General features: G+C 70.2%; 21 protein-coding genes and 1 pseudogene. 14 read left to right on the top strand and 8 right to left on the bottom strand.

Annotated features, from left to right (window positions below; genetic code table 11):
- Positions 1-59: 59 nt before the first annotated feature.
- Positions 60-416, top strand: a complete 357-nt coding sequence (locus tag AB0G04_RS25395; RefSeq protein ID WP_360987367.1) for a hypothetical protein — start codon at positions 60-62, stop codon at positions 414-416.
- Between the two features lie 87 nt (positions 417-503).
- A complete protein-coding gene (locus AB0G04_RS25390) occupies positions 504-1145 on the top strand; it encodes a class I SAM-dependent methyltransferase (RefSeq protein WP_360987365.1) in 642 nt (213 codons plus the stop codon).
- 86 nt (positions 1146-1231) lie between these two features.
- Here the strand turns inward: AB0G04_RS25390 and AB0G04_RS25385 are convergent, their stop codons facing one another.
- The 3 genes from AB0G04_RS25385 to AB0G04_RS25375 all read right to left on the bottom strand — a co-directional run bounded on the left by AB0G04_RS25385 (position 1232) and on the right by AB0G04_RS25375 (position 2822).
- A complete protein-coding gene (locus tag AB0G04_RS25385; protein ID WP_360987363.1) occupies positions 1232-2098 on the bottom strand; it encodes an ABC transporter permease in 867 nt (288 codons plus the stop codon).
- A 148-nt stretch (positions 2099-2246) separates the two neighbouring features.
- The gene (locus tag AB0G04_RS25380) at positions 2247-2477 is read right to left on the bottom strand and encodes a hypothetical protein (protein WP_360987361.1); all 231 of its coding nucleotides are present in this window, start codon (positions 2475-2477) and stop codon (positions 2247-2249) included.
- 27 nt (positions 2478-2504) lie between these two features.
- Positions 2505-2822, bottom strand: coding sequence for a hypothetical protein (locus AB0G04_RS25375; protein ID WP_360987359.1), 318 nt, complete (start codon positions 2820-2822; stop codon positions 2505-2507).
- Between the two features lie 93 nt (positions 2823-2915).
- On the opposite strand from AB0G04_RS25375, the gene AB0G04_RS25370 reads away from it, so the two are divergent.
- Both AB0G04_RS25370 and AB0G04_RS25365 read left to right on the top strand, forming a co-directional pair.
- Positions 2916-3668 (top strand): SDR family oxidoreductase, encoded by a 753-nt coding sequence (locus AB0G04_RS25370; protein WP_360987357.1) that lies wholly within the window; start codon positions 2916-2918, stop codon positions 3666-3668.
- A gap of 113 nt (positions 3669-3781) precedes the next feature.
- Positions 3782-4621 carry a patatin-like phospholipase family protein gene (locus AB0G04_RS25365; protein ID WP_360987355.1) on the top strand — a complete coding sequence of 280 codons (840 nt, stop codon included), beginning with the start codon at positions 3782-3784 and terminating at the stop codon, positions 4619-4621.
- A gap of 139 nt (positions 4622-4760) precedes the next feature.
- On the opposite strand, the gene AB0G04_RS25360 is transcribed toward AB0G04_RS25365, so the two are convergent.
- Complete coding sequence (locus AB0G04_RS25360; protein ID WP_360987353.1) at positions 4761-5117, bottom strand: hypothetical protein; 357 nt, start codon at positions 5115-5117, stop codon at positions 4761-4763.
- Positions 5118-5483: 366 nt separating this feature from the next.
- Here AB0G04_RS25360 and AB0G04_RS25355 point away from each other — a divergent pair, with 366 nt between their 5' ends.
- From AB0G04_RS25355 to AB0G04_RS25315, 9 genes and pseudogenes are all read left to right on the top strand, one after another.
- The gene (locus tag AB0G04_RS25355; protein WP_360987351.1) at positions 5484-5939 is read left to right on the top strand and encodes a hypothetical protein; all 456 of its coding nucleotides are present in this window, start codon (positions 5484-5486) and stop codon (positions 5937-5939) included.
- Between the two features lie 34 nt (positions 5940-5973).
- The gene (locus AB0G04_RS25350) at positions 5974-6498 is read left to right on the top strand and encodes a hypothetical protein (protein WP_360987349.1); all 525 of its coding nucleotides are present in this window, start codon (positions 5974-5976) and stop codon (positions 6496-6498) included.
- Between the two features lie 13 nt (positions 6499-6511).
- A complete protein-coding gene (locus AB0G04_RS25345) occupies positions 6512-7480 on the top strand; it encodes an aldo/keto reductase (protein WP_360987347.1) in 969 nt (322 codons plus the stop codon).
- A 261-nt stretch (positions 7481-7741) separates the two neighbouring features.
- Positions 7742-9193, top strand: a complete 1452-nt coding sequence (locus AB0G04_RS25340) for a Y4yA family PLP-dependent enzyme (protein WP_360987345.1) — start codon at positions 7742-7744, stop codon at positions 9191-9193.
- Positions 9190-10509, top strand: coding sequence for a pyridoxal-phosphate dependent enzyme (locus tag AB0G04_RS25335; RefSeq protein WP_360987343.1), 1320 nt, complete (start codon positions 9190-9192; stop codon positions 10507-10509). The genes AB0G04_RS25340 and AB0G04_RS25335 overlap by 4 nt, the downstream gene beginning before the upstream one ends.
- Positions 10510-10513: 4 nt before the next feature.
- Positions 10514-11704: an aminotransferase class V-fold PLP-dependent enzyme gene (locus AB0G04_RS25330; protein ID WP_360987341.1), complete on the top strand. Its 1191-nt coding sequence runs from the start codon at positions 10514-10516 to the stop codon at positions 11702-11704.
- Between the two features lie 44 nt (positions 11705-11748).
- The gene (locus AB0G04_RS25325; RefSeq protein WP_360987339.1) at positions 11749-12498 is read left to right on the top strand and encodes a methyltransferase domain-containing protein; all 750 of its coding nucleotides are present in this window, start codon (positions 11749-11751) and stop codon (positions 12496-12498) included.
- 152 nt (positions 12499-12650) lie between these two features.
- Complete coding sequence (locus tag AB0G04_RS25320; protein WP_360987337.1) at positions 12651-13178, top strand: GNAT family N-acetyltransferase; 528 nt, start codon at positions 12651-12653, stop codon at positions 13176-13178.
- A 161-nt stretch (positions 13179-13339) separates the two neighbouring features.
- Positions 13340-13717, top strand: a pseudogene (locus AB0G04_RS25315) (transposase); the annotation flags it as partial.
- A gap of 12 nt (positions 13718-13729) precedes the next feature.
- Here the strand turns inward: AB0G04_RS25315 and AB0G04_RS25310 are convergent.
- From AB0G04_RS25310 to AB0G04_RS25295, 4 genes are all read right to left on the bottom strand, one after another.
- Complete coding sequence (locus AB0G04_RS25310; protein WP_360987335.1) at positions 13730-14185, bottom strand: GNAT family N-acetyltransferase; 456 nt, start codon at positions 14183-14185, stop codon at positions 13730-13732.
- 84 nt (positions 14186-14269) lie between these two features.
- Complete coding sequence (locus tag AB0G04_RS25305; protein ID WP_360987333.1) at positions 14270-15040, bottom strand: ABC transporter ATP-binding protein; 771 nt, start codon at positions 15038-15040, stop codon at positions 14270-14272.
- Positions 15040-16056: an iron chelate uptake ABC transporter family permease subunit gene (locus AB0G04_RS25300; protein ID WP_360987331.1), complete on the bottom strand. Its 1017-nt coding sequence runs from the start codon at positions 16054-16056 to the stop codon at positions 15040-15042. The genes AB0G04_RS25305 and AB0G04_RS25300 overlap by 1 nt, the downstream gene beginning before the upstream one ends.
- Positions 16053-17033 carry an ABC transporter substrate-binding protein gene (locus AB0G04_RS25295; RefSeq protein WP_360987329.1) on the bottom strand — a complete coding sequence of 327 codons (981 nt, stop codon included), beginning with the start codon at positions 17031-17033 and terminating at the stop codon, positions 16053-16055. Before AB0G04_RS25295 ends, AB0G04_RS25300 begins: the two co-directional genes overlap by 4 nt.
- 134 nt (positions 17034-17167) lie before the next feature.
- On the opposite strand from AB0G04_RS25295, the gene AB0G04_RS25290 reads away from it, so the two are divergent.
- A complete protein-coding gene (locus AB0G04_RS25290; RefSeq protein WP_360987327.1) occupies positions 17168-18526 on the top strand; it encodes an alanine racemase in 1359 nt (452 codons plus the stop codon).
- The last annotated feature ends 18 nt before the right edge of the window (positions 18527-18544 follow it).

The following is an 18544-nucleotide window of genomic DNA, read 5'->3' as shown; positions in this document are numbered from 1 at the left end:
CGGCTCGGCTCCGCCCAACCCGCCGTTTCGCCGGAAAGGACGGCGGGTACCCGGCGGCCATGGCGTCCTACCAGTTGAACAAGGCAGCGGTCGCCCACGCCCGGCGGCTCATCGACGCCCGGCAGTACGTACTCGACAGCGACTGGGGAGACGTCCAGCCGAACGCCGCGGCCGGCAACACCTACCTGGAGTCCCACAGCTGGCCCGAGTACGCCGCATGGCATCTCGGCCTCACCGACGGCGCCCGCGACGAGACCAAGGCCCGGCACGCGTTCGTCTACGGCGACTTCCGCCGGGTCCACCGCAGCGGCCTGATCGCCTGCCTGTACCGCGCGGCCGAGTGGCGGCACCGCGACGTCATGCGGGCCGCCTTCGAGCTGCTGGAACATCTGGACGACCGGGCAGCGCGGCGCTGAAGGTGACTCCCGGACACCGGCGCGATCCGTGGCGTACGTCTTCGGCGCGTGACCGCGTCGTGGTGCCGCGTCTGCCAGGATGGCCGGATGGCGAAGGACTGGCTCCGCTGGCACGAGGATTACGGCACGGCCGGTTCCTCACTGGCGCGGCGGCTGGAGGTCGTCCGGGCGTACCTGGAGCGGGCGTTGACCGAGGCACTGGCCGGCCCCGACGGTCAGCGCCGCCTGATCAGCATGTGCGCCGGTGACGGCCGGGACGTGCTGCCCGTCCTGGCACGCCACCCGCGGGGCCGGGCGGTCCGTGCGGTGCTCGCCGAACTCGATCCGGAGCTGGCGCGCCGGGCCCGGGAGACGGCCGCCGAACTTCACCTGCCCGACGTGGACGTACGCACGGGGGACGCGGGCCGTGCGGACACCTACCGCGACACCGCGCCCGCGCACGTGCTGCTGGCCTGCGGGGTCTTCGGCAACATCACCGGCGCGGACGTACGCCGTACCGTCGCGGCCCTGCCGTCCCTGCTGGTGCCCGGCGGGATCGTGATCTGGACCCGTGGCCGAGGCGACGGCGGCCCGGACGCGAGCGCCCGCGTAGCGGACTGTTTCGCGGAACACGGCTTCCACGAGCTGGCCTTCACCAGCCCGTCCGATGCCCGGTTCCGGGTCGGCATGCACCGTCTCGACGGCACCGGGTCGCAGCCCGTACCGGACCGCCTGTTCACCTTCATCTGATCAGCCACCCCGGGCCAGCTGTCGCGCACCGATGCCGGAGCGTGGCTGCTGGCGTCAGCCGGGTGACCGGCGTTGCGGTGGGGTGATCACAGCGAGGACACCTTGCGGTAGCGGGCGAGCAGGAGCAGCAAGCAAGCGGTGACCAGGCACGCCGCCTCGATGCCGTAGATCGGGCCGAACCTGCCCACGCCCACGTCCAGCTCGCTCTCCCCCCGGGTGAGCCACTCGCCGACGCCTGCGATCAGGAAGGTCGGGCTGGCCAGCCCGGACAGGCTGTTGGCGGTGGTGTTCGGCAGCGAGGCCAGCACGCCGACGATCGGGATGGTCATCATGAAGACCGCCACGACGCCACCGGCGGCGAACGCCTGCTTCCCGGTGAGCGACGCGACCAGCAGACTGACAGCGGCGAACGTCACCGCCCAGAGCAGGCTGTAGGCCCAGCCGGGCAGCAGATCCCCGAGCTCGTTGAACACCCCGCGGACGCCGGTCTTGGTGGTGAACGCGGCGCCGAGGAACATGATGAACTGCGGTACGCCGAGCAGCAGCCAGGTCGCGGCCGTCATGGCGGCGACCTTGGCGATGACGTAGTCGGCGGCCCGCAACGGCCGGCTGAAGTAGAGCGGCAGCACTCCGGCCCGCAAGTCGCGGGAGACCAGCTGCGGTGCGACGATCGCCGCGAAGAAGATGATCAGCAAGCTCATCTGGTCGGCGTACTGGAAGTAGGTGAAGAAGACCTGTCCGGTGATCGAGCGGGCAGCCGCCACGATGACGGCGACCAGCAACATGATGGCGGCCACGAGCCAGGGGAAGATCTTCGCCTTGGCGGAGCGGCCGGACCCGAAGGCGGCGCGCAACCCGTGCACGAAGAGGGCCCGCTGCATCGCGACGCGGCCGAGCCGGGGACCGGAGTACCGCTGGTACCCGATGTCATGGATGACGCCGGTCTCGGACATCGGCGGTCTCCTTCGTGGTGAAGAGGCAGCCGGGCGTCACCGTGACGGCAGCACGAACGCGGAGGGCCTGGCCTGTCGGTCACTGCTCACGCTACCGGCGAGAACGGATCGGGAAACACCCGCCGAGACAACGCTGATGCCCAGCTGGTCAGGGGAGGGCTGCCAGGGTGGCGGCCCAGCTGCGCATACCCGAGTCCGGGGCCTGATCGCGGTACCGGCGGAACTGGTCACGAACCTCCGCCCGGCGGATCCCGCCCACGATCGTCGGCGGCACGTACCAGGGCAGGTCCGCACTGACCCGCCAGCCGGCAGCGACCGAGGACCCGCCGTCCGCGGGCGACTCGAGTCCGTAGTAGACGTCGGTCACCTTGAGTGCCATCGCGGGGAGACACCCGCCGGCGTCGGGCTACCGGGTGGTCCGCACCGCCGCGATCGCCTCCTCGCGGGTGTCGCCGAAACGCAGCGGCACGAACTGGTTCCTCGCGTCCCGGCCGCACCGCACCAGCCCGCCGGCCACCAGCCCGCCGCGCGGCGGGTCCCACGTCACCAGCGGGGAGAACCGGGCGTCGGCACCGGTGGCCGCCGACGAGTCGGCGATCTTCTCGGCGGCGACCGGCTCGGGCGACAACAGGTCCGACATCCAGCCGAAGACGCGGCCGACGCGTACGTCCTCACCGTCCAGGGTCGCGCACCACAGCGGGTACGCCTGCGGAATGGCCGTCACCGTGGCCTCCTCTCTCCACCCCGACCATTCTCGGACAAGGCGCGGGGTCAGCCGGCCGGTATGCGACATCCGGCGGGTGGGTACCAGCGGGCCATGACGGACATCGCCATCATCACCGGTGGTGGCGGCGGACTGGGCCGGGAGATCGCGCTCGGCCTGGCCGGGGCCGGGTACGGCGTGGTGGTGGCCGACGTCGACGAGCGGGCCGCGCACACCTGCGCCGCACTGGTGGAGGGGTACGGAGTGCCGGCCCGCGCGGTGCGTGCCGATGTGCGTGACGATGCCGATCTCGATCGGATCGTGGCGGCCGCGCGCGAACTCGGCGGCCCGCGGGTGCTCGTCAACAACGCGGGAGGCTGGACTCCGGGGCGGCAGTACCCGGCGGCGACCGCCGCCGAGTGGGGCGCGACGATCCAGCTGAACCTCGTCGCGCCGATGAGACTCACCCAGCTCGTTCTGGAGCCGATGCGCGCCCACGGTGGTGGTGCGGTCGTCAACGTCGCCTCCAGTGGGGGCGTCGGTTTCGATCCTTACGGTTCGCCCGAGTACGGGGCGGCCAAGGCCGGTCTGATCCGGCTGACCTCGAGCCTCGGCGCCCTCGACGGGGTGCGGGTGATGTGCGTGGTGCCGGACTGGATCGGGCTGGACCGCGCCCACGCGCAGTGGGAACGCATGAGCGCAGCCGAACGGGACCGGTCCGGCCCGCTGATCCCGCCGTCGGAGGTCGTGGCCGTCGTCCGGGACCTCATCCGGGACGGCGCAGGCGGAACCGTGGTGGAACTGCCGGGAGGCGGACCGCTGACCGTGCACGCTCCCCGGGACGGCTGGCCGGGCCGGTCCGGCTGATCGAAACGGCGGATCCGGGTGCCGGGCGGTCGAAGACGGCACCGGCCGCATCCGGCCACCGATCAGCGTTCCGGTGGCTGTCATCGCGGCGTTCCCGTGCTTGGATCTCATTCATGGGTGTTGACGGGAAGGCTCTCGTGCTTGGCGGTGGCGGCGTCACCGGTGTCGCCTGGGAGATCGGGCTTCTGCACGGCCTGGCCGAACGTGGTGTCGATCTGACGGACGCCGGTCTGTTCGTCGGTACGTCGGCCGGGTCCTCGGTGGCCGCACAGGTGCTTTCCGGCGTACCGCTGAGGGATCTCTTCGAAGCACAGCTCGCCGATGCGACCGGCGAGATGTCCGCCCGCATCGGTCCCGGGGTGATGCTGGGTTTCGCGGTCGCCGGTCTCTGGCCGGGCGATCCGGTGCGGGGCCGCGCCTGGCTCGGCCGGCGGGCGCTGCGCACCCGGACGATCCCGGAGGCGGAACGGCGTGCGGTGATCGCCCGCCGCATCGGTGACGGCGGCTGGCCGGCGGTCCGGTTGCGGATCGTGGCGGTCGAGGCGGAGACCGGGGTCGTACGGGTTTTCGACGCCTCCAGCGGTGTCTCGCTTGTCGACGCCGTCGCCGCCAGCTGTGCGGTGCCGCTCGTGTGGCCGCCGGTGACGATCGGCGGGGTCCGCTACGTCGACGGCGGTGTGCGCTCGGTCGCGAACGCCGACCTTGCCGAGGGCAGCCGTCAGGTGGCGGTGCTGGCGCCGACGGTCCGTTCGGCCCGGCGTGCCGGGCGCCCGGACGTGCAGCTGAGGAGCCTCGGGGCGGACGTACGCGGTGTCGTGGTGTCACCGGACGCGGCCGCTGTCCGCGCGATCGGCGCCAACGTGCTGGATCCGGCCCGCCGCCGTCCGGCCGCCGAGGCCGGCTACGCGCAGGCCGCCGCCGAGGCGGACCGCCTCCGCGCCGTCTGGGCGTAGGCCACGGCTCACGCCACGGCTCTCATCCCATGGCTCACGCCACCGCCGTCCTCCCGCCTGCCGACTGCGCCGCGATCTTGTGAGCTTGCGCCCTCGGGAGAGCCGCAAACTCACAAGTTCGCTGACTAAGCCGCTGACGCTAGTCGATGATCACGGCGATCTGAACCGGGCGCCGCAGGTGGTCGGCAAGGGTCTGGGCGATGACCGCGCGCAGCCGCGTCTCGATGATGTCGCGGGTGTACGAGTCGGGCACGGCGATGATGACGGTGTTCCCGACGATCGTGTCGATCCGGGCCCGGCCGAGGTAGGCGCGCTGCTGGTCGGAGGCGATGACGTGGCTGAGCCACGCCATCACGTCGGACCACAGACGGTCCGGGGCGACGGTGGCGTGCTTCCGGGCGGTGGCGGCGAGCCAGTCGCCGACGGTCAGGCCCGCCGAGGCCGCGGCTTCCGTGAACATCGCATGGTCATCGTGGCTGATCTTCACCTTGGGCATGGCGGCCATTCAACAATGCCGCGCAGTGACACGCGAAGGCCGTTCGGGTGAGTAGGCGTGTCGGGCGTGTCGGTCTGCCGTCCCACTATCCGGACAGGCCTCGAACTTCTTTTCTTTCAATTTCCGACATGCTGGCAGTGCTGCCGGGACGAAAACGCATGCCGGGAAGGCTCCCGACAAGAAAATGCGCAATAAAATGATGTCAAAGAGGTCAGGCGGGTAGCAATAGCTCCGGTGTGCGATGGTGTGCGACGAGCGTCGCCGACCGATGGGAATGTCGCTCGACAGCTGCTTGTCCCACTTGGTGCGACCAGCGAATCCGTGGCGGTTGCGGCTCTTCGGAGGCGGTATTTGACATCGCCGACCGTGAGCGACGGACATGGCTGGCGATCCACGGTGGCGAATCGCATCATCGGCGAACACCACGCCACCGGGAGAGTCTTCGACGGCATTTACCAGAACCTCCTTCCGTGCCTGCGCGAGATTCGCAGAGCCGATCCGGAGGAGACTCAGATCGACGGATTAATCAGACGCGTACAGGGAGTGACCGGTCATCGGTTCCGTGTTTCGGCGGTTCCGTTTCCGCACGTCATTCTCGACGCTGAGGTGCTCGTCTCGTACGCCCGGCTGGACAGTCAGACGGTCGGGACGGCGCTGGTGGACGCGGTGGACGACGCCGGTTGCCACATCGCGGTCTCGTCGCCGGCCTACCTGATCGCGCACACCGCGCTTCTCGCACTGTCGTACCGATGCGTCGTCGCCACGCTCGATCCCGGCGCCTATCACCGGCTCGGCTATCTGCGCACCGTCGACCTGACATGAATCCCACCGGCACCGCATCCGGAAGGAACGACCCATGCCTCAGAACAGGCTCGTGAAGTACCACCGGGCGATCCCGGTGTCGCAGTTGCAAGTCGATCCTCGCCTCGACGCGCAGCGGCAGTTCCAGGGAGGCTGGGCCACCACCCTCAAACGGATGTGGGACCCGGGCCTGATGCTGGTCCTCATCGTCTCCCGGCGCACCGACGGCCACTGCTACGTCCTCGACGGCCAGCACCGCAGACGCGTCGCGCTCGAGGTGGAAGGTCCGGACCTTCTGATGGACCGCTGGGTCATCGAAGGCCTCACCCCGCGGCAGGAGGTCCCGGCTGTTGCTGGCCGCCGACCGGGATCGCAAGGCGGTGCGCCCGTACGACACCTACCGGGTCGAACTCGCCGCGGAGGAGGAGGCGGCGATGCAGGTGCACCGGGAGGTGCGCGCGCCATCCACGGCAGCACCGGTGGCGGCGGTTCGCTGTCACGGTCGAATCCGCTGGCCCGCGACGTCGTCGCCGCCTACAACGAGCGCCTCGGGCCGGGCCGTACGCTGGTGGCGCCGTGACGGAGGTGCTGAGGTGGAGTTCACCAGACTGGGACGGACCGGGCTGAGGGTCAGCCGGGTAGGGCTGGGGTGCATGAGTTACGGCGATGCCGCGGCCGGCATGCACTCGTGGACCCTCGGCGAGGAGGCTGCGGCGCCGTTCTTCCGGCAGGCCGCCGAGCTGGGTGTGAACTTCTGGGACACCGCCAACGTCTACCAGGGCGGCAGCTCGGAGGAGTTCGTCGGGCGGGCCGTCCGGCGCTTCGCCCGCCGGGAGGACATCGTGCTGGCCACCAAGGTCAGCGGGCGGATGCACGACGGACCGGGTGGCAGCGGCCTGTCGCGCCGGGCGATCCTCGAGCAGGCCGACGCCTCGCTGCGGCGCCTCGGTACCGACTACATCGACGTCTACTACGTCCACCGGTTCGACCCGGAGACGCCGGTCGAGGAGACCATGCGGGCGCTCGACGACCTGGTCCGGGCGGGCAAGGTCCGTTACCTCGGCGCGTCGTCGATGTGGGCCTGGCAGTTCGCCAAGCTGCAGCACGCCGCCGTGCTGAACGGGTGGACCGCCTTCGCGGCCATGCAGGACCAATACAACGTCCTCAAGCGGGAGGAGGAGCGGGACATGATCCCGATGTGCCTCGATCAGGGTGTCGGGCTGACCCCGTACTCGCCGCTGGCGAAGGGGCGCGCCGCCCGGCCGTGGGGCCACGCGACGGAACGGTCGGCCTCGGACCGGGTGGCCACGGCGTTCGACCGTGACGCCGACGAGCCGGTGGTGCACGCGATCGAGAGGGTCGCCGAGGGCCGCGGCGTCCCGATGGCCAGGGTCGCGCTGGCCTGGGTGCTGTCCAAACCGGTCGTCTCCTGTCCGATCGTGGGCGCCACCAAGCCGCACCACCTGCAGGACGCCGTCGCGGCCCTGGACCTGAAACTCACCGACGACGAGATCATCGAGCTGGAGACCCCGTACCGGCCGCAGGACAACTACTGGTGGTGACGCCCGGCCCGGCCGGATGTGATCGTGAGGTGCGCGGCCCGCGGGTGTCTCCTCGTACGTGGGAACTGTTGCGCCGTGCCTTCTGTTGGAAACGATTTTCATTGTAATGTCAGGAGGTCCGGGCGAGGGCATATAGAGGTGTGGCGATATGCACAGCGTTGCATAGAGTAGTCGCCGCCTCACGATGTGGTGATCATCCTCTTGGCCCCGCCCGGTTCATGGATTACGTTCGGGCTGAACCGGTGTCGACACGGGGGTGAAATGGTTCCGTTCCTGCGACCGCGTGTCGAAGGCGACCTCGGGTCCCTGCTGGACGATCCCGCCTGGCTCCATCAGGTCGTCGACGCGCTCGGCTCACCGGTCAACCTCGTACTGCCCGACCGGCTCGCGCGCAACGTGGCCGAGTTCCGGGACGTGTACCGGGCCCATCACCTCAGTGGCGGCGTCTACTTCGCACACAAGGCGAACCGGTCCGCGGCACTGACCCGGGCGCTCGCCGCCACCGACGCCGGCATCGACGTCGCGTCGCTGGGCGAGCTGCAGCACGCGCTCGGCGCGGGGTTCGGACCCGCGCGCATCATGGCGACCGGGCCGAAGAGCCGCGAATACCTGTGGCTGGCCGCCCGTACCGGAGTGATCGTCAACGCCGACTCGATCGATGAGCTGGCCGAGACGGCCGCGCTGGTCACCGCGTACGGCCTGCCGAGGGTCCGGGTGATGGCCCGGCTGTCCGGCTTCGTCACCACCGGGACCAACGTGATGTCGCGGGCCAGCCGCTTCGGCATCCCGGCAACCGGCACCGCCGCGCTCTGGGACACCCTCGAGAAGCATCGCGACCAGCTCGACCTGCACGGCGTCGCCTACCACCTCGACACCACCGGGCTGCCCGAGAAGGCCGCCGCTCTGGAGGGCTGCCTGCACGCCATGGACGAGGCCGTCCAGCGTGGACTACGCCCGCGCGCCGTCGACATCGGCGGCGGATTCGGGATCAACTATCTGGACGACGAGAAGCAGTGGGAGGCGTGGACCACCGAGCTGACCGGCGCGGTGCTCGGCAAGCGGCCCCCGCTGACCTGGAACGGGCACGGTTACGGGCTGCGCAACGAGGCGGGCACCCTCCGCGGCGCGCTCAGCGTCTACCCGGCGCACCGGTCGGTGGCCGGGCCCGTCTACCTCGACCGGCTGCTGCGGACCGCTTCGGCGGCGCACCGGCGGCCGCTCGGGACGCTGCTGCTCGACAGTCTGTACGACCTGCACACCGAACCGGGACGGGCGCTGCTCGACCAGTGCGGGGCGGTGCTGCTGCGCGTCGAGGAGGTCCGCGGCGACGGGCGGGGCGAGACGCTGGTCCGGGTCGCCGGCAACGGCACCGACCTGGGACTGGAGCAGCACGGCGTACAGATGGATCCGCTGCTGGTCTCCCGGGGCGAACCCGGACCTGAGGGACCGGCCGGTGTGTATCTGACCGGGAATCTGTGCCTGGAAGCCGACTTCGTGACCCGGCGCAAGATCTTCCTGCCGCGACTGCCTCGGGTCGGTGACCTGCTGGTCTTCGTCAACACCGCCGGTTACCTGATGGATTTCAGCGCCGGCCACGCGCTGATGCAGCCCACCGCCCGTACGATTGCCGCCTTCCGGACCGGCGACGACTGGCGGTGGTGCCTGGACGAGCGGTACTGGCCCGTCACGGGCCGGGAGGAGATCAACGGGTGAGGTACGACAGCGTCACCGACGTCATCGGCGACACGCCACTGGTGCGCATCGACGCGGCTGTGCACGGCCTGCGCAACATCGACCTGTACGCGAAGATGGAGTTGTTCAACCCGTTCGGCTCGGTCAAGGACCGGGCCGCGTGGAACATGTCCCGCCATCGCCTGGCCGCGGCCGCCGAACGCGGCGAGACCGTGGTCGAGCTGTCCAGCGGCAACACGGCCAAGGCTCTGGCGGTGATCGCCGGCATGCACGGGCTGCCGTTCCGCAGTGTCACCAACCGCATGCGGGTACCCGAGATCAAGGACCTGTTGCTGCTGCTCGGCGCGCAGATCGACGAACTGCCGGGCCGGTCGGAATGCCTCGACCCGGACGACACCGACGACCCGCTCACCCGGATGTACCACGCGGTGTCCGCCGACGGTGCCGGCTACCTGCACACCGACCAGTACTTCAACGACCTCAACGTCGAGGCCCACGTACGGGGCACCGGCCCGGAGATCATCGCCGACCTCGGTGGCCGGGCGCCGGACTACTTCATCGCCTGCGTCGGCACCGCCGGCTCGTCGAGCGGGGTGGCCCGGGTGCTGCGCGAGCACGACCCGGGTGTCACCGTGGTCGGGCTGGTCGCGGAGAAGTCCGACTTCATCCCGGGTATCCGCGACATCGACGAGGTGCACGAGGTCGGCCTGTTCGATCCGGGCGTCTACGACGCCATCGAGGCGGTCAGCTCCGACGAGGCGATCGACGGCCTCCTCACTCTGGTACGCCGCTGCGGAACCCTGGCCGGGCCGACCGGCGGTGGCGCCTACCAGGGTGCGGTGCGCTACCTGCGCGGTGTCGACGCCGAACTGACCGAGCGCCGGACCGCGGTGTTCATCGTCTGCGACCGGGTCGAGAGCTACATGAGCTACCTGCGGGAGCGGCGTCCCACCCTGTTCCAGCAGCCGGCCCGGGCCAACTCGGTGCGCCACCTCACCGGCGAGGACCTGGCGGGCGCGCGGAGTGTCGGCGTGGCCGAGGCACGGGAGTGGATCGACACCGACGGTCCGCTGGTGGTGGACCTGCGCAGCCCGTTCGCCTACCGGGCACTGCACATCGACCGGTCGATCAACATCGTCGACGACCGGTTCGCCGAGATGCTGCACGACGGCCTGCCGTTCAGCCGCCGTCAGCCGGTGCTGCTGGTGTGCCCGGTGGGGGAGAAGTCGGCCCGGTACGCGGCCCTGCTGACCAGGATGGGTCACCCCGATGCCCGATCGCTGGCCGGCGGCGTGATCGCCTGGCGTGACGCGGGCGCCGAACTGGTGCGGGACTGACCGGGTGTTCCCCGACGACCTGCGGGACTGGCAGTCCCGGCTGCGCGAGCAGTTCCCGATCCTGCTCGCCCATCCCGGCCAGGCCTATCTGGACAGCGCCGCCACCTCACAGAAGCCGCGTGCCGTCCTGGACGCCGTCATGACCTATCTGACCAGCGGCAACGCCAACGCCGGCCGGGGCACGTATCCGTGGGCGAACCGGACGACCGCGATCGTCGAGCAGGCGCGGCACCGGGTCCGCGAGTTCCTCGGCGATCCGGAACCGGACCGCTCCGGCGTCCATTTCGTCAGCGGGACCACCGAGGGCCTGCGGTTGATCGCCCGGGACTGGCTGGTCCGGTGTCTCCGCGACGGCGACGAGATCATCGTGCCGCCGGCCGACCACTCGGCCAACAGTGTGCCGTGGCGTGAGGCGGCCGGTCAGCTCGCCCGTGAGGGCGTCACGGTGCACGTCCGGGAGATGCCGTACGACCCGGCCCGCGACTACGACCACCGGCTGCTCCCGTCGATCGTCACCCAACGGACCCGGTTCATCGCCGTCACGCACGTGCACCACGTCTACGGCGGCGACATGAACCTCCACCGGATCCGCGCGGCGGCCGGCCCGGACGTGGTGATCTGCGTGGACGCCGCCCAGAGCGTCGGGCACCTGCCGGTGTCGGTTGCCGCACTGGACGTCGACTTCCTGGTCTTCTCCGGCCACAAGGCGATGGCACTGCCCGGCACCGGCGCGATCTGGGCCGCGAACCGGCGCGGTCCCCGGTTCCAGCCGGGCGGCTGGGCCGGCACGCCCAACACCAGCGGCATCGTCAGTCTGGCGGCCGCACTGGACTGGCTGGACGAGGCCGGTACGGACCGGATCGCCCGCTGGACGGTCGCGCTGGCTGCCCGGCTCACCGACGGCCTGCGACGGCTGCCCGGCTACGAGATCCTCGGATGCCAGCGCAGTCTCGCGGCCGGCTCGCCGGTGCAGCAGCGGCACGGCATCGTCACCTTCCGGCATCACCGGATCGGTTCCAACGATCTCGGGTTCATCCTGGCGGCGGACGGTTTCATGGTTCGCGCTGACGGTCACTGCCAGGCCGAGGCGGGGGAGAGGACCACGTCGGTACGGGTCAGCGTGCACGCGTACAACACGGCCGAGGAGATCGACCGCTTGCTCGAACTGCTGATCCGGCTCGACACCGAGGGCTGACCACCTCCACCTTATTGAAAACGAATTCCGTTAAAGTGGCCCTCGTGTCCCAGTCGCCGCCCGCCGCGCTCACGCTCGACCGCATGACCGTCGACCGATGGCGCCGTTCGTGGGACGAGATGATGGCCGGCTTCCTGCCCGGTGCCGCGAGCTTCGAGGCCGCGCTGCCGGTCGTCGCCGAGGCCCTGTCCGGTGGTGTGCCGCGCCGGGTTCTCGACCTCGGCGGCGGTCCCGGAGTCTTCGCCGAACGGATGGCCGGCTTCTGGCCGGACGCCGACGTCGGCATGATCGACCTGGACCCGGTGCTGCTCGCGCTCGCCCGCGCCGGGACCGGTGGCCGGATTCGCGTCCACCGCGGCGACCTCGAGTCACCCTGGTCCGGCACGGTCGTCGCCGACGGCCCGTACGACCTGGTCACCGTCGTGATGACCATGCACTACCTGGCACCGGAGGCGGCGCGTGCGGTGTACCGGGCCGCGCGGTCGGTGCTGCGCCCCGGCGGACTGTTCATCGTCGCCGACCTGATGCCCGAGAGCGGGCTCGGCGTGTTCGCGGACCGGCTGAATCCGTCCGTCGCGGGGCCGGCCTGGAACCGATGGTGGGAGGAGCTGCGCTGCCAGGAGTCGCTGCAGGACCTGCTGGACGAGCGGCGGGCGACCTTCGCCGGCCGGACGCCGGCCGAGTTCGCTCCGCCCGAGCACTGGCATCGATCGGCGGCCCGGCAGGCGGGCTTCGGTCAGGCGGGTGTCGTCTGGCGCTGGGGCGCGCACGCCGCGCTGGCAGCCGTCGCCTGAGAACCCGGCCTGTCCTCAACCTTCGGCCCAACTCAGTGGCGCTTCGGACGAGCCCATTGAGTCGCTAAGGTGCCGGTGACGCGGGGCGCTGGTCCCGCCTTCCAAACTTGGTTGGGGTTGCATGAACCTTCCTGAAGTCGTGATCCTTAGCCGTGCTCAAGCTGATCAACCCAACGACGGAGCTGCGTGCAGCATGGTTGGCGTCGCGCGACGAGTGGGGCATCGGCGTCCACCAGCCTGGCAGTGGTCTGCGCCCCAGCGATGACCTCGATTCTCCCGCTGGTTTCGCCGAGTGGGTGGCGCGGTTACGACGCGAAGGCGACGAGAGCCTGCCGCCAGCTGCCGGTTTGGTGCATGCCGCGTACTGGTGGATCCTCGGTCCCGAGGGCACAGTCGTGGGTGCCATCTCGTTGCGGTACGCGCTCACCGACTTCCTGCTGCAGGCGGCCGGCCATATCGGCTACAGCGTTCGTCCATCTGCGCGGGGTCGCGGCGTGGCGAGCTGGGCGCTCACTGAGGTGTTGGACACGGCTCGGCGACGACGCCTCGACTCCGTGCTCATCACTTGCGACGAGGACAATGCCGCATCGGCACGGGTGATCGAGAAGCATGGTGGAGTACTGGAGGACGTCCGCGACACACCTGTCGGACGCAAGCAACGCTTCTGGATCGGGCTCTGACGCCGATGGCTCAGCTTGGGCCCTTGCGAGACGCAGCCTTACCCGGTCCGATGAGGTGGCGACGCTTCGGCGGCTCGCGACCAAGTCCGTAGCGTATCGATCGTCGTTGTTGCAGTCGTGACTAACCGGGCGGAAGCGATCAATATGTCGGCCGGCATCCGGAGCAGTTATACCAATGCCCTAGCGCCCGGTCGGACGCGTTGTTCGAGCTGACCGATGCGGTGTTGTGCGTGGACCGGGCCGGTCAGCGCGTTGGTGGATCTGACGTTGCCGGCCGAGCACCGGCGCGGACACGGCGCGCTGTATGACGGGATCAACCAGCGTCGCATCGATCAAGGGCGGCTGCGCCGGGCGTTGACGGCGTTGCCTGTGCCGCGCTTCGCCGGCGGCCGGATCGTTCTGGCGGTGGACGTGTGGCGCGTCTCGGCCGCGTCGACGACTCCGCCGCGGTTACCGCGACTCAGCTGCGCTACGTGGTGAACCGGTTGATCGCCTGCGGCCGGCAGCAGCCAGGCGATCCGAACATCCTGATCGTCTGCATGGAACAGGTGCTACAGGTTCTTGGCCATGTTCCGGCCGGTCTCGGCGAAGCCCAGCCGTTCATAGAGGGCTCGGGCACCGGTGTTGTGGGCGAACACGTGCAGGCCGATGCGGCTCAGCCCGTTGTCGTGGCACCAGCGCTCGGCCGCCAGCATGATCGCCCGGCCGTAGCCCTGACGGCGCAGGTCCGCCTCGACCGCGACGTTGTAGACGAACGCGGTGTCGCGGGTGACCTTGATCCAGAGGAAGCCGACCCGGCGGTCGCCGTCGTAGGCGTACCAGAAATGGTGGTCCGGGGTGTCGATCTCACCGGGAAGCAGCTGTGCGTAGGTGTCGGCGGCGGTGCGGGCCGCCTCCTCCGCGGACCGGCCCGTGGCGGCGACACTGTGCGCGTAGTGCGCCTCGGCGTCGGCCCGCCACGGCTTGTACTCGTCATCGGTCATGGGCTGCAGCCGAACGTCCGTCATGCCGGAAACCTACAGACTTCGATGACGGTCGAGACGTCCGGGACGGTACGCGCCCGGGTCCTTCCGCCGAGGCACACGCTGTCGTCAGCGGCACCCCAGGTAGGTGATGCGGACGGCGCCGGTGGCGGGTTCCCGGTCGATCAGCACGTCGACGCCGTAGACCGCGGCGATCAAGTCGCGGGTGAGCACGGCCTCGGGCGGTCCCGCGGTGACGACCCGCCCGCCGTCGAGCATGACGACGTGGTGGCAGTAACGGGCGGCGAGGTTGAGGTCGTGCAGCGCGACGACGCAGGTGACGCCGAGGGTGCCCAGCAGTTGCAGGAGCTCGAGCTGGTGACGGATGTCGAGATGGTTGGTGGGCTCGTCGAGCACGATCTCGCGGGGCTCCTGGGCCAGCGCGCGGGCGAGTTGGGTGCGCTGCTTCTCACCGCCGGACAGGGTGTGCCAGTCGCGGTGCCGGCTGCCGCCGAGACCGGTCCGTTCCAGGGCATCGTCGATGATCTTCTGATCGTGGGCGGTCAGCGCGTCGAAGCGGCCCCGGAAGGGCGTACGGCCCAGTTCGACCACCTGCCGGACGGTGACGTGATCGTGGGTGGAGACGTCCTGTTCGACGACGGCGAGCCGGCGGGCGAGCGCGCGGCGGCCGAGGGAGGCGATATCGGTGCCGTCGTAGCTGATGGTCCCGGCGTCCGGGCGGCGCAGCCCGGCCAGCAGGCGCAGCAGCGTGGTCTTGCCCGATCCGTTGGGGCCGAGGAGCCCGACGATCTGCCCGTCGCCGGCCTCCAGGTGGATGTCGTCGAGCAGGCGGTGACCCTGGGCCGACCAGGACACGCCGCTCGCGGTGAGGCGGCCCATCAGGCGACCACCCTGCGCAGGACCAGCGCGAAGGCGGGCGCGCCGAGCAACGCGGTGATGACACCGGCCGGCAGTTCGTGGGGCGTGAACGCGGTGCGCGCGAACGTGTCCACCCAGATGAGGAACGTCGCGCCGACGATCGCGGACAAGGGCAGCAGGGTGCGATGCATGGGACCGGCCATGATCCGTACGGCATGCGGGACCAGCAGCCCGATGAACCCGATCGCGCCGGAGGCCGCCACCGCGGCCGCCGTCATGACGGCGGTCAGGACCATCAGCCGGACGCGGGCGGCGGTGACGTTGATGCCGAGGGCGGCGGCGGAGTCCCAGCCGAAGGTGAAGGCGTCCAGCGCGGGGGCGAAGAACTGGACCGCCACGGCGCCGGCCAGCACGATCACGCCGGTGACGATGACCGGCTGCCAGCGGGCACCGGCGAGGGAACCGAGAAGCCAGTAGGTGAAGCCGCGGGTGGAGTTCGCGTCGCCGCTGACCATGAGCACGACCGAGGTGACGGCGGCGAAGAACTGGGACACCAGCACACCGGTGAGCACCACGCGGGCCGGGCTGGCGACCCGGCCGCCACCGAGCAGGAGCAGCAGCACCCCGAAGGAGACCAGCGCGCCGGCGAACGCGCCGGTCGACAGGGACAGGCTGCCCGCGCCGATGCCGAGCATGAGGACGGCGACCGCGCCGGTGGAGGCGCCCGAGGAGACACCGAGCAGGTAGGGGTCGGCCAGGGGATTGCGGGTGACCGACTGCAGGACGGCGCCGGAGATCGCCAGGGCGACGCCGACGGTGCCGCCCAGAAGTACGCGGGGGATCCGTGACTCCCAGATCAGCGCGTCCAGCAGTCTCGGCAGCGGCTCGGCGGGGGCGATCCCACCGAGCCCGGCGTGCCGCAGCACCGTGGACACGACGTCGAGTGGCCCGACGTCCGCGGTGCCGAACATGGCCGCCCCGACGATCGAACCGAGCAGCCCGGCGGTTGCCAGGCCGAGCAGGACGCGGCTGTTCACCTGAGGGCGGCCAGTCCGTCGACCAGTGCGGGCACCGCCTGCACGCTGCCGTGGCCCGGGTCCATGTAGCGGCCGGGGATGGTGACGAACCGGTCGTTCGCGACGGCGTCCAGCCTGCTGGTGAGCGGGTCCTTCTTGAGCAGGGCGATCTTCTCCCGCGCGGTGTCGTTGGGTTCGCCGCGGGTCAGGTCGGCGAGGATGATCACGTCGGGGTTGCGGGCGGCGACCTCGTCCCAGCTCACCTCGGCCCACTTGGTCTTCGCGTCGTCGAAGACGTTCTTCACGCCGACGAGCTCGGAGATGTGCTGCGGCAGGCCGCCGGGACCGGCGGCCCACGGGGTTCCGGCGTAGGTGGAGTAGAACCACATCACCTTCGGGGTGCCTTCGATCTTCTTGCCGGCCAGCGCCTTGTCGATCACGGCCTGCTGCTCGGCCACCAGCTTCTCCCCGGCGGACGGCACGTCGAAGATCGCGGCCAGGTCGCGGTATTCCTCGAAGAGCAGCTTGAAGTCCGCGTCCGCCACGGTCTCGTGGTAGGTGCAGTCGAACTCGGTGAGGTACGTGGGTACGCCGAGCTTGTGCAGTTCGGCGCGGTCGCCGGACTGGTCGGCGGTGAACATGCTCGCGAACGAGCCGTACACGAAGTCGGGCTGGGCCTGCAGCAGTGCCTCGTGCTTGATCTCGGCGCCGGGCGCGGACAGGATCGGGATCTTCTTGTACTCGGCGGCGATGTCGTCCGGGGTCTTGTCGATCTCGTAACCGGAGCCGGCGACGCGGTCGCCCAGGCCCAGCCGGATGAGGATCTCGGCCGCGGACTGGTTCAGGGTGACGGCTCGTTTCGGCGCCGCCTCGACGGTCAGGTCCGTGCCGCAGTTCTTCATGGTGAGCGGGTATGACGTTCGCGCCTCCCCGGCCGCCGCCTGCTCGGTGGTGCCCCTGGCGGTTCCGGTCCCGGCGCATCCGGTCAGGACGGACAACGCGGCAACGGTAACCCAGACAGCACTGGTTTTCGTTTTCATTTTCATGTGGCGGAGCGTAGCAGTCCGTCCTGATCGGCCAGAAACCCCTCTTGAAAATGATTGTCAACACCATGTAGGAAGATGGGGTGTCGATGAACGAACCTCCCCTCGCCCTCCCCGCTCTGCGAAATCCGGCCGTCTCGGCGCTGCTCGACAACGATCCGGCCCTGCTGGAGAGCCTTGTGGACGGACTCGGATCACCGTTGCACGTGGTCCTGCCCGAGGTGTTCGAGGACAACGTGACCGCACTCCGGGAAGCGTTCACCCGGTCCGGCGCGGTCGTCGACATCCTGTTCGCCAAGAAGGCCAACAAGGCGGACGCCTACGTCCGGGCTGCCGCCCGGCTCGGGATCGGCGTCGACGTCGCCAGCACGCCCGAACTGATCGGATCCCTGGCCGGCGGTGTGCCCGGACAGCGGATCGGCGTCTCCGGGCCCGAGAAGGACGACACGCTGCACGCCCTGGCCGTCCACCATGGATGCCTGGTGGCGGTCGACTCCCTCGATGAGGCACGCCGGCTGGCCGCCACCGCGCGACGGGCCGGCACGACGGTCCGCGTGCTGCTGCGGGCCCGGGCCCGCAGCCAGCCCCGGAGCCGGTTCGGGATGGCCGCCGAAGAGCTTCGCGCCGCGGTCGGCCTCTGCGGGGAACTCGCCGGCGACATCACCTTGCGGGGGTTCTCCTTCCACCTCTCGGGCTACTCCGCCGCGGAACGCGCGGCGGCTGCCGACGAGATGATCGACCACTGCGTGCACGCCCGGCGGTGCGGTTCACCGTCCGCGGAGATCGTCGACATCGGCGGAGGGCTGCCGGTGCGGTACGTCGAGCCGTCCCGGTGGGACGAGTTCCTCCAGCGCAACGAACCGGGCCGGTACCACGCGAACAAAGAGATCAAGGACTTCTATCCGTACGGCGGACAGCCGGCCGTCGAAGCGGCGCGCGACATCATGGCGTACCCGGTGAACGACCGGGAGAGTCTCGCGCGGCGCGCGGCCCGCGACGGCATCCGGTTCATCGTCGAACCCGGCCGGGCACTGCTCGACCAGGCCGGATTCACCCTGTTCCGGGTCCAGCAGGTCGACGACCGGAGCGACACCGACGGCTACGCGATCGTCACCGTGGCCGGCAGCAGCTTCAGCCTGTCCGAACAGTGGTTCGGCAGCGAGTACCTGCCCGACCCGGAACTGCTGACGGCCCGGCCCGCCGGCGCGGAGGTGTTCCCGGCATGCGTCGCCGGTTCCACGTGCCTGGAGAGCGACATGCTGACCTGGCGCAAGATCGCGTTCCCCCGGCCGGTACGGCGCGGCGACCACCTGGTCTACCTGAACACCGCCGGCTACCAGATGGACTCCAACGAATCACCGTTCCACGACATCCCGTTGCCGCGGAAGGTCGTCCTGCGCACAAGCGGTGACGGACGCTCCCCGAGCTGGCGGCTGGACGGGCTCTGACTTCCGCCTCACCACCAA

This window comes from Actinoplanes sp. NPDC023801 (assembly GCF_040639655.1).
In the GTDB taxonomy this organism is placed as follows: Bacteria; Actinomycetota; Actinomycetes; order Mycobacteriales; family Micromonosporaceae; genus Actinoplanes.
This window is presented reverse-complemented; position numbering and strand designations above follow the sequence as displayed.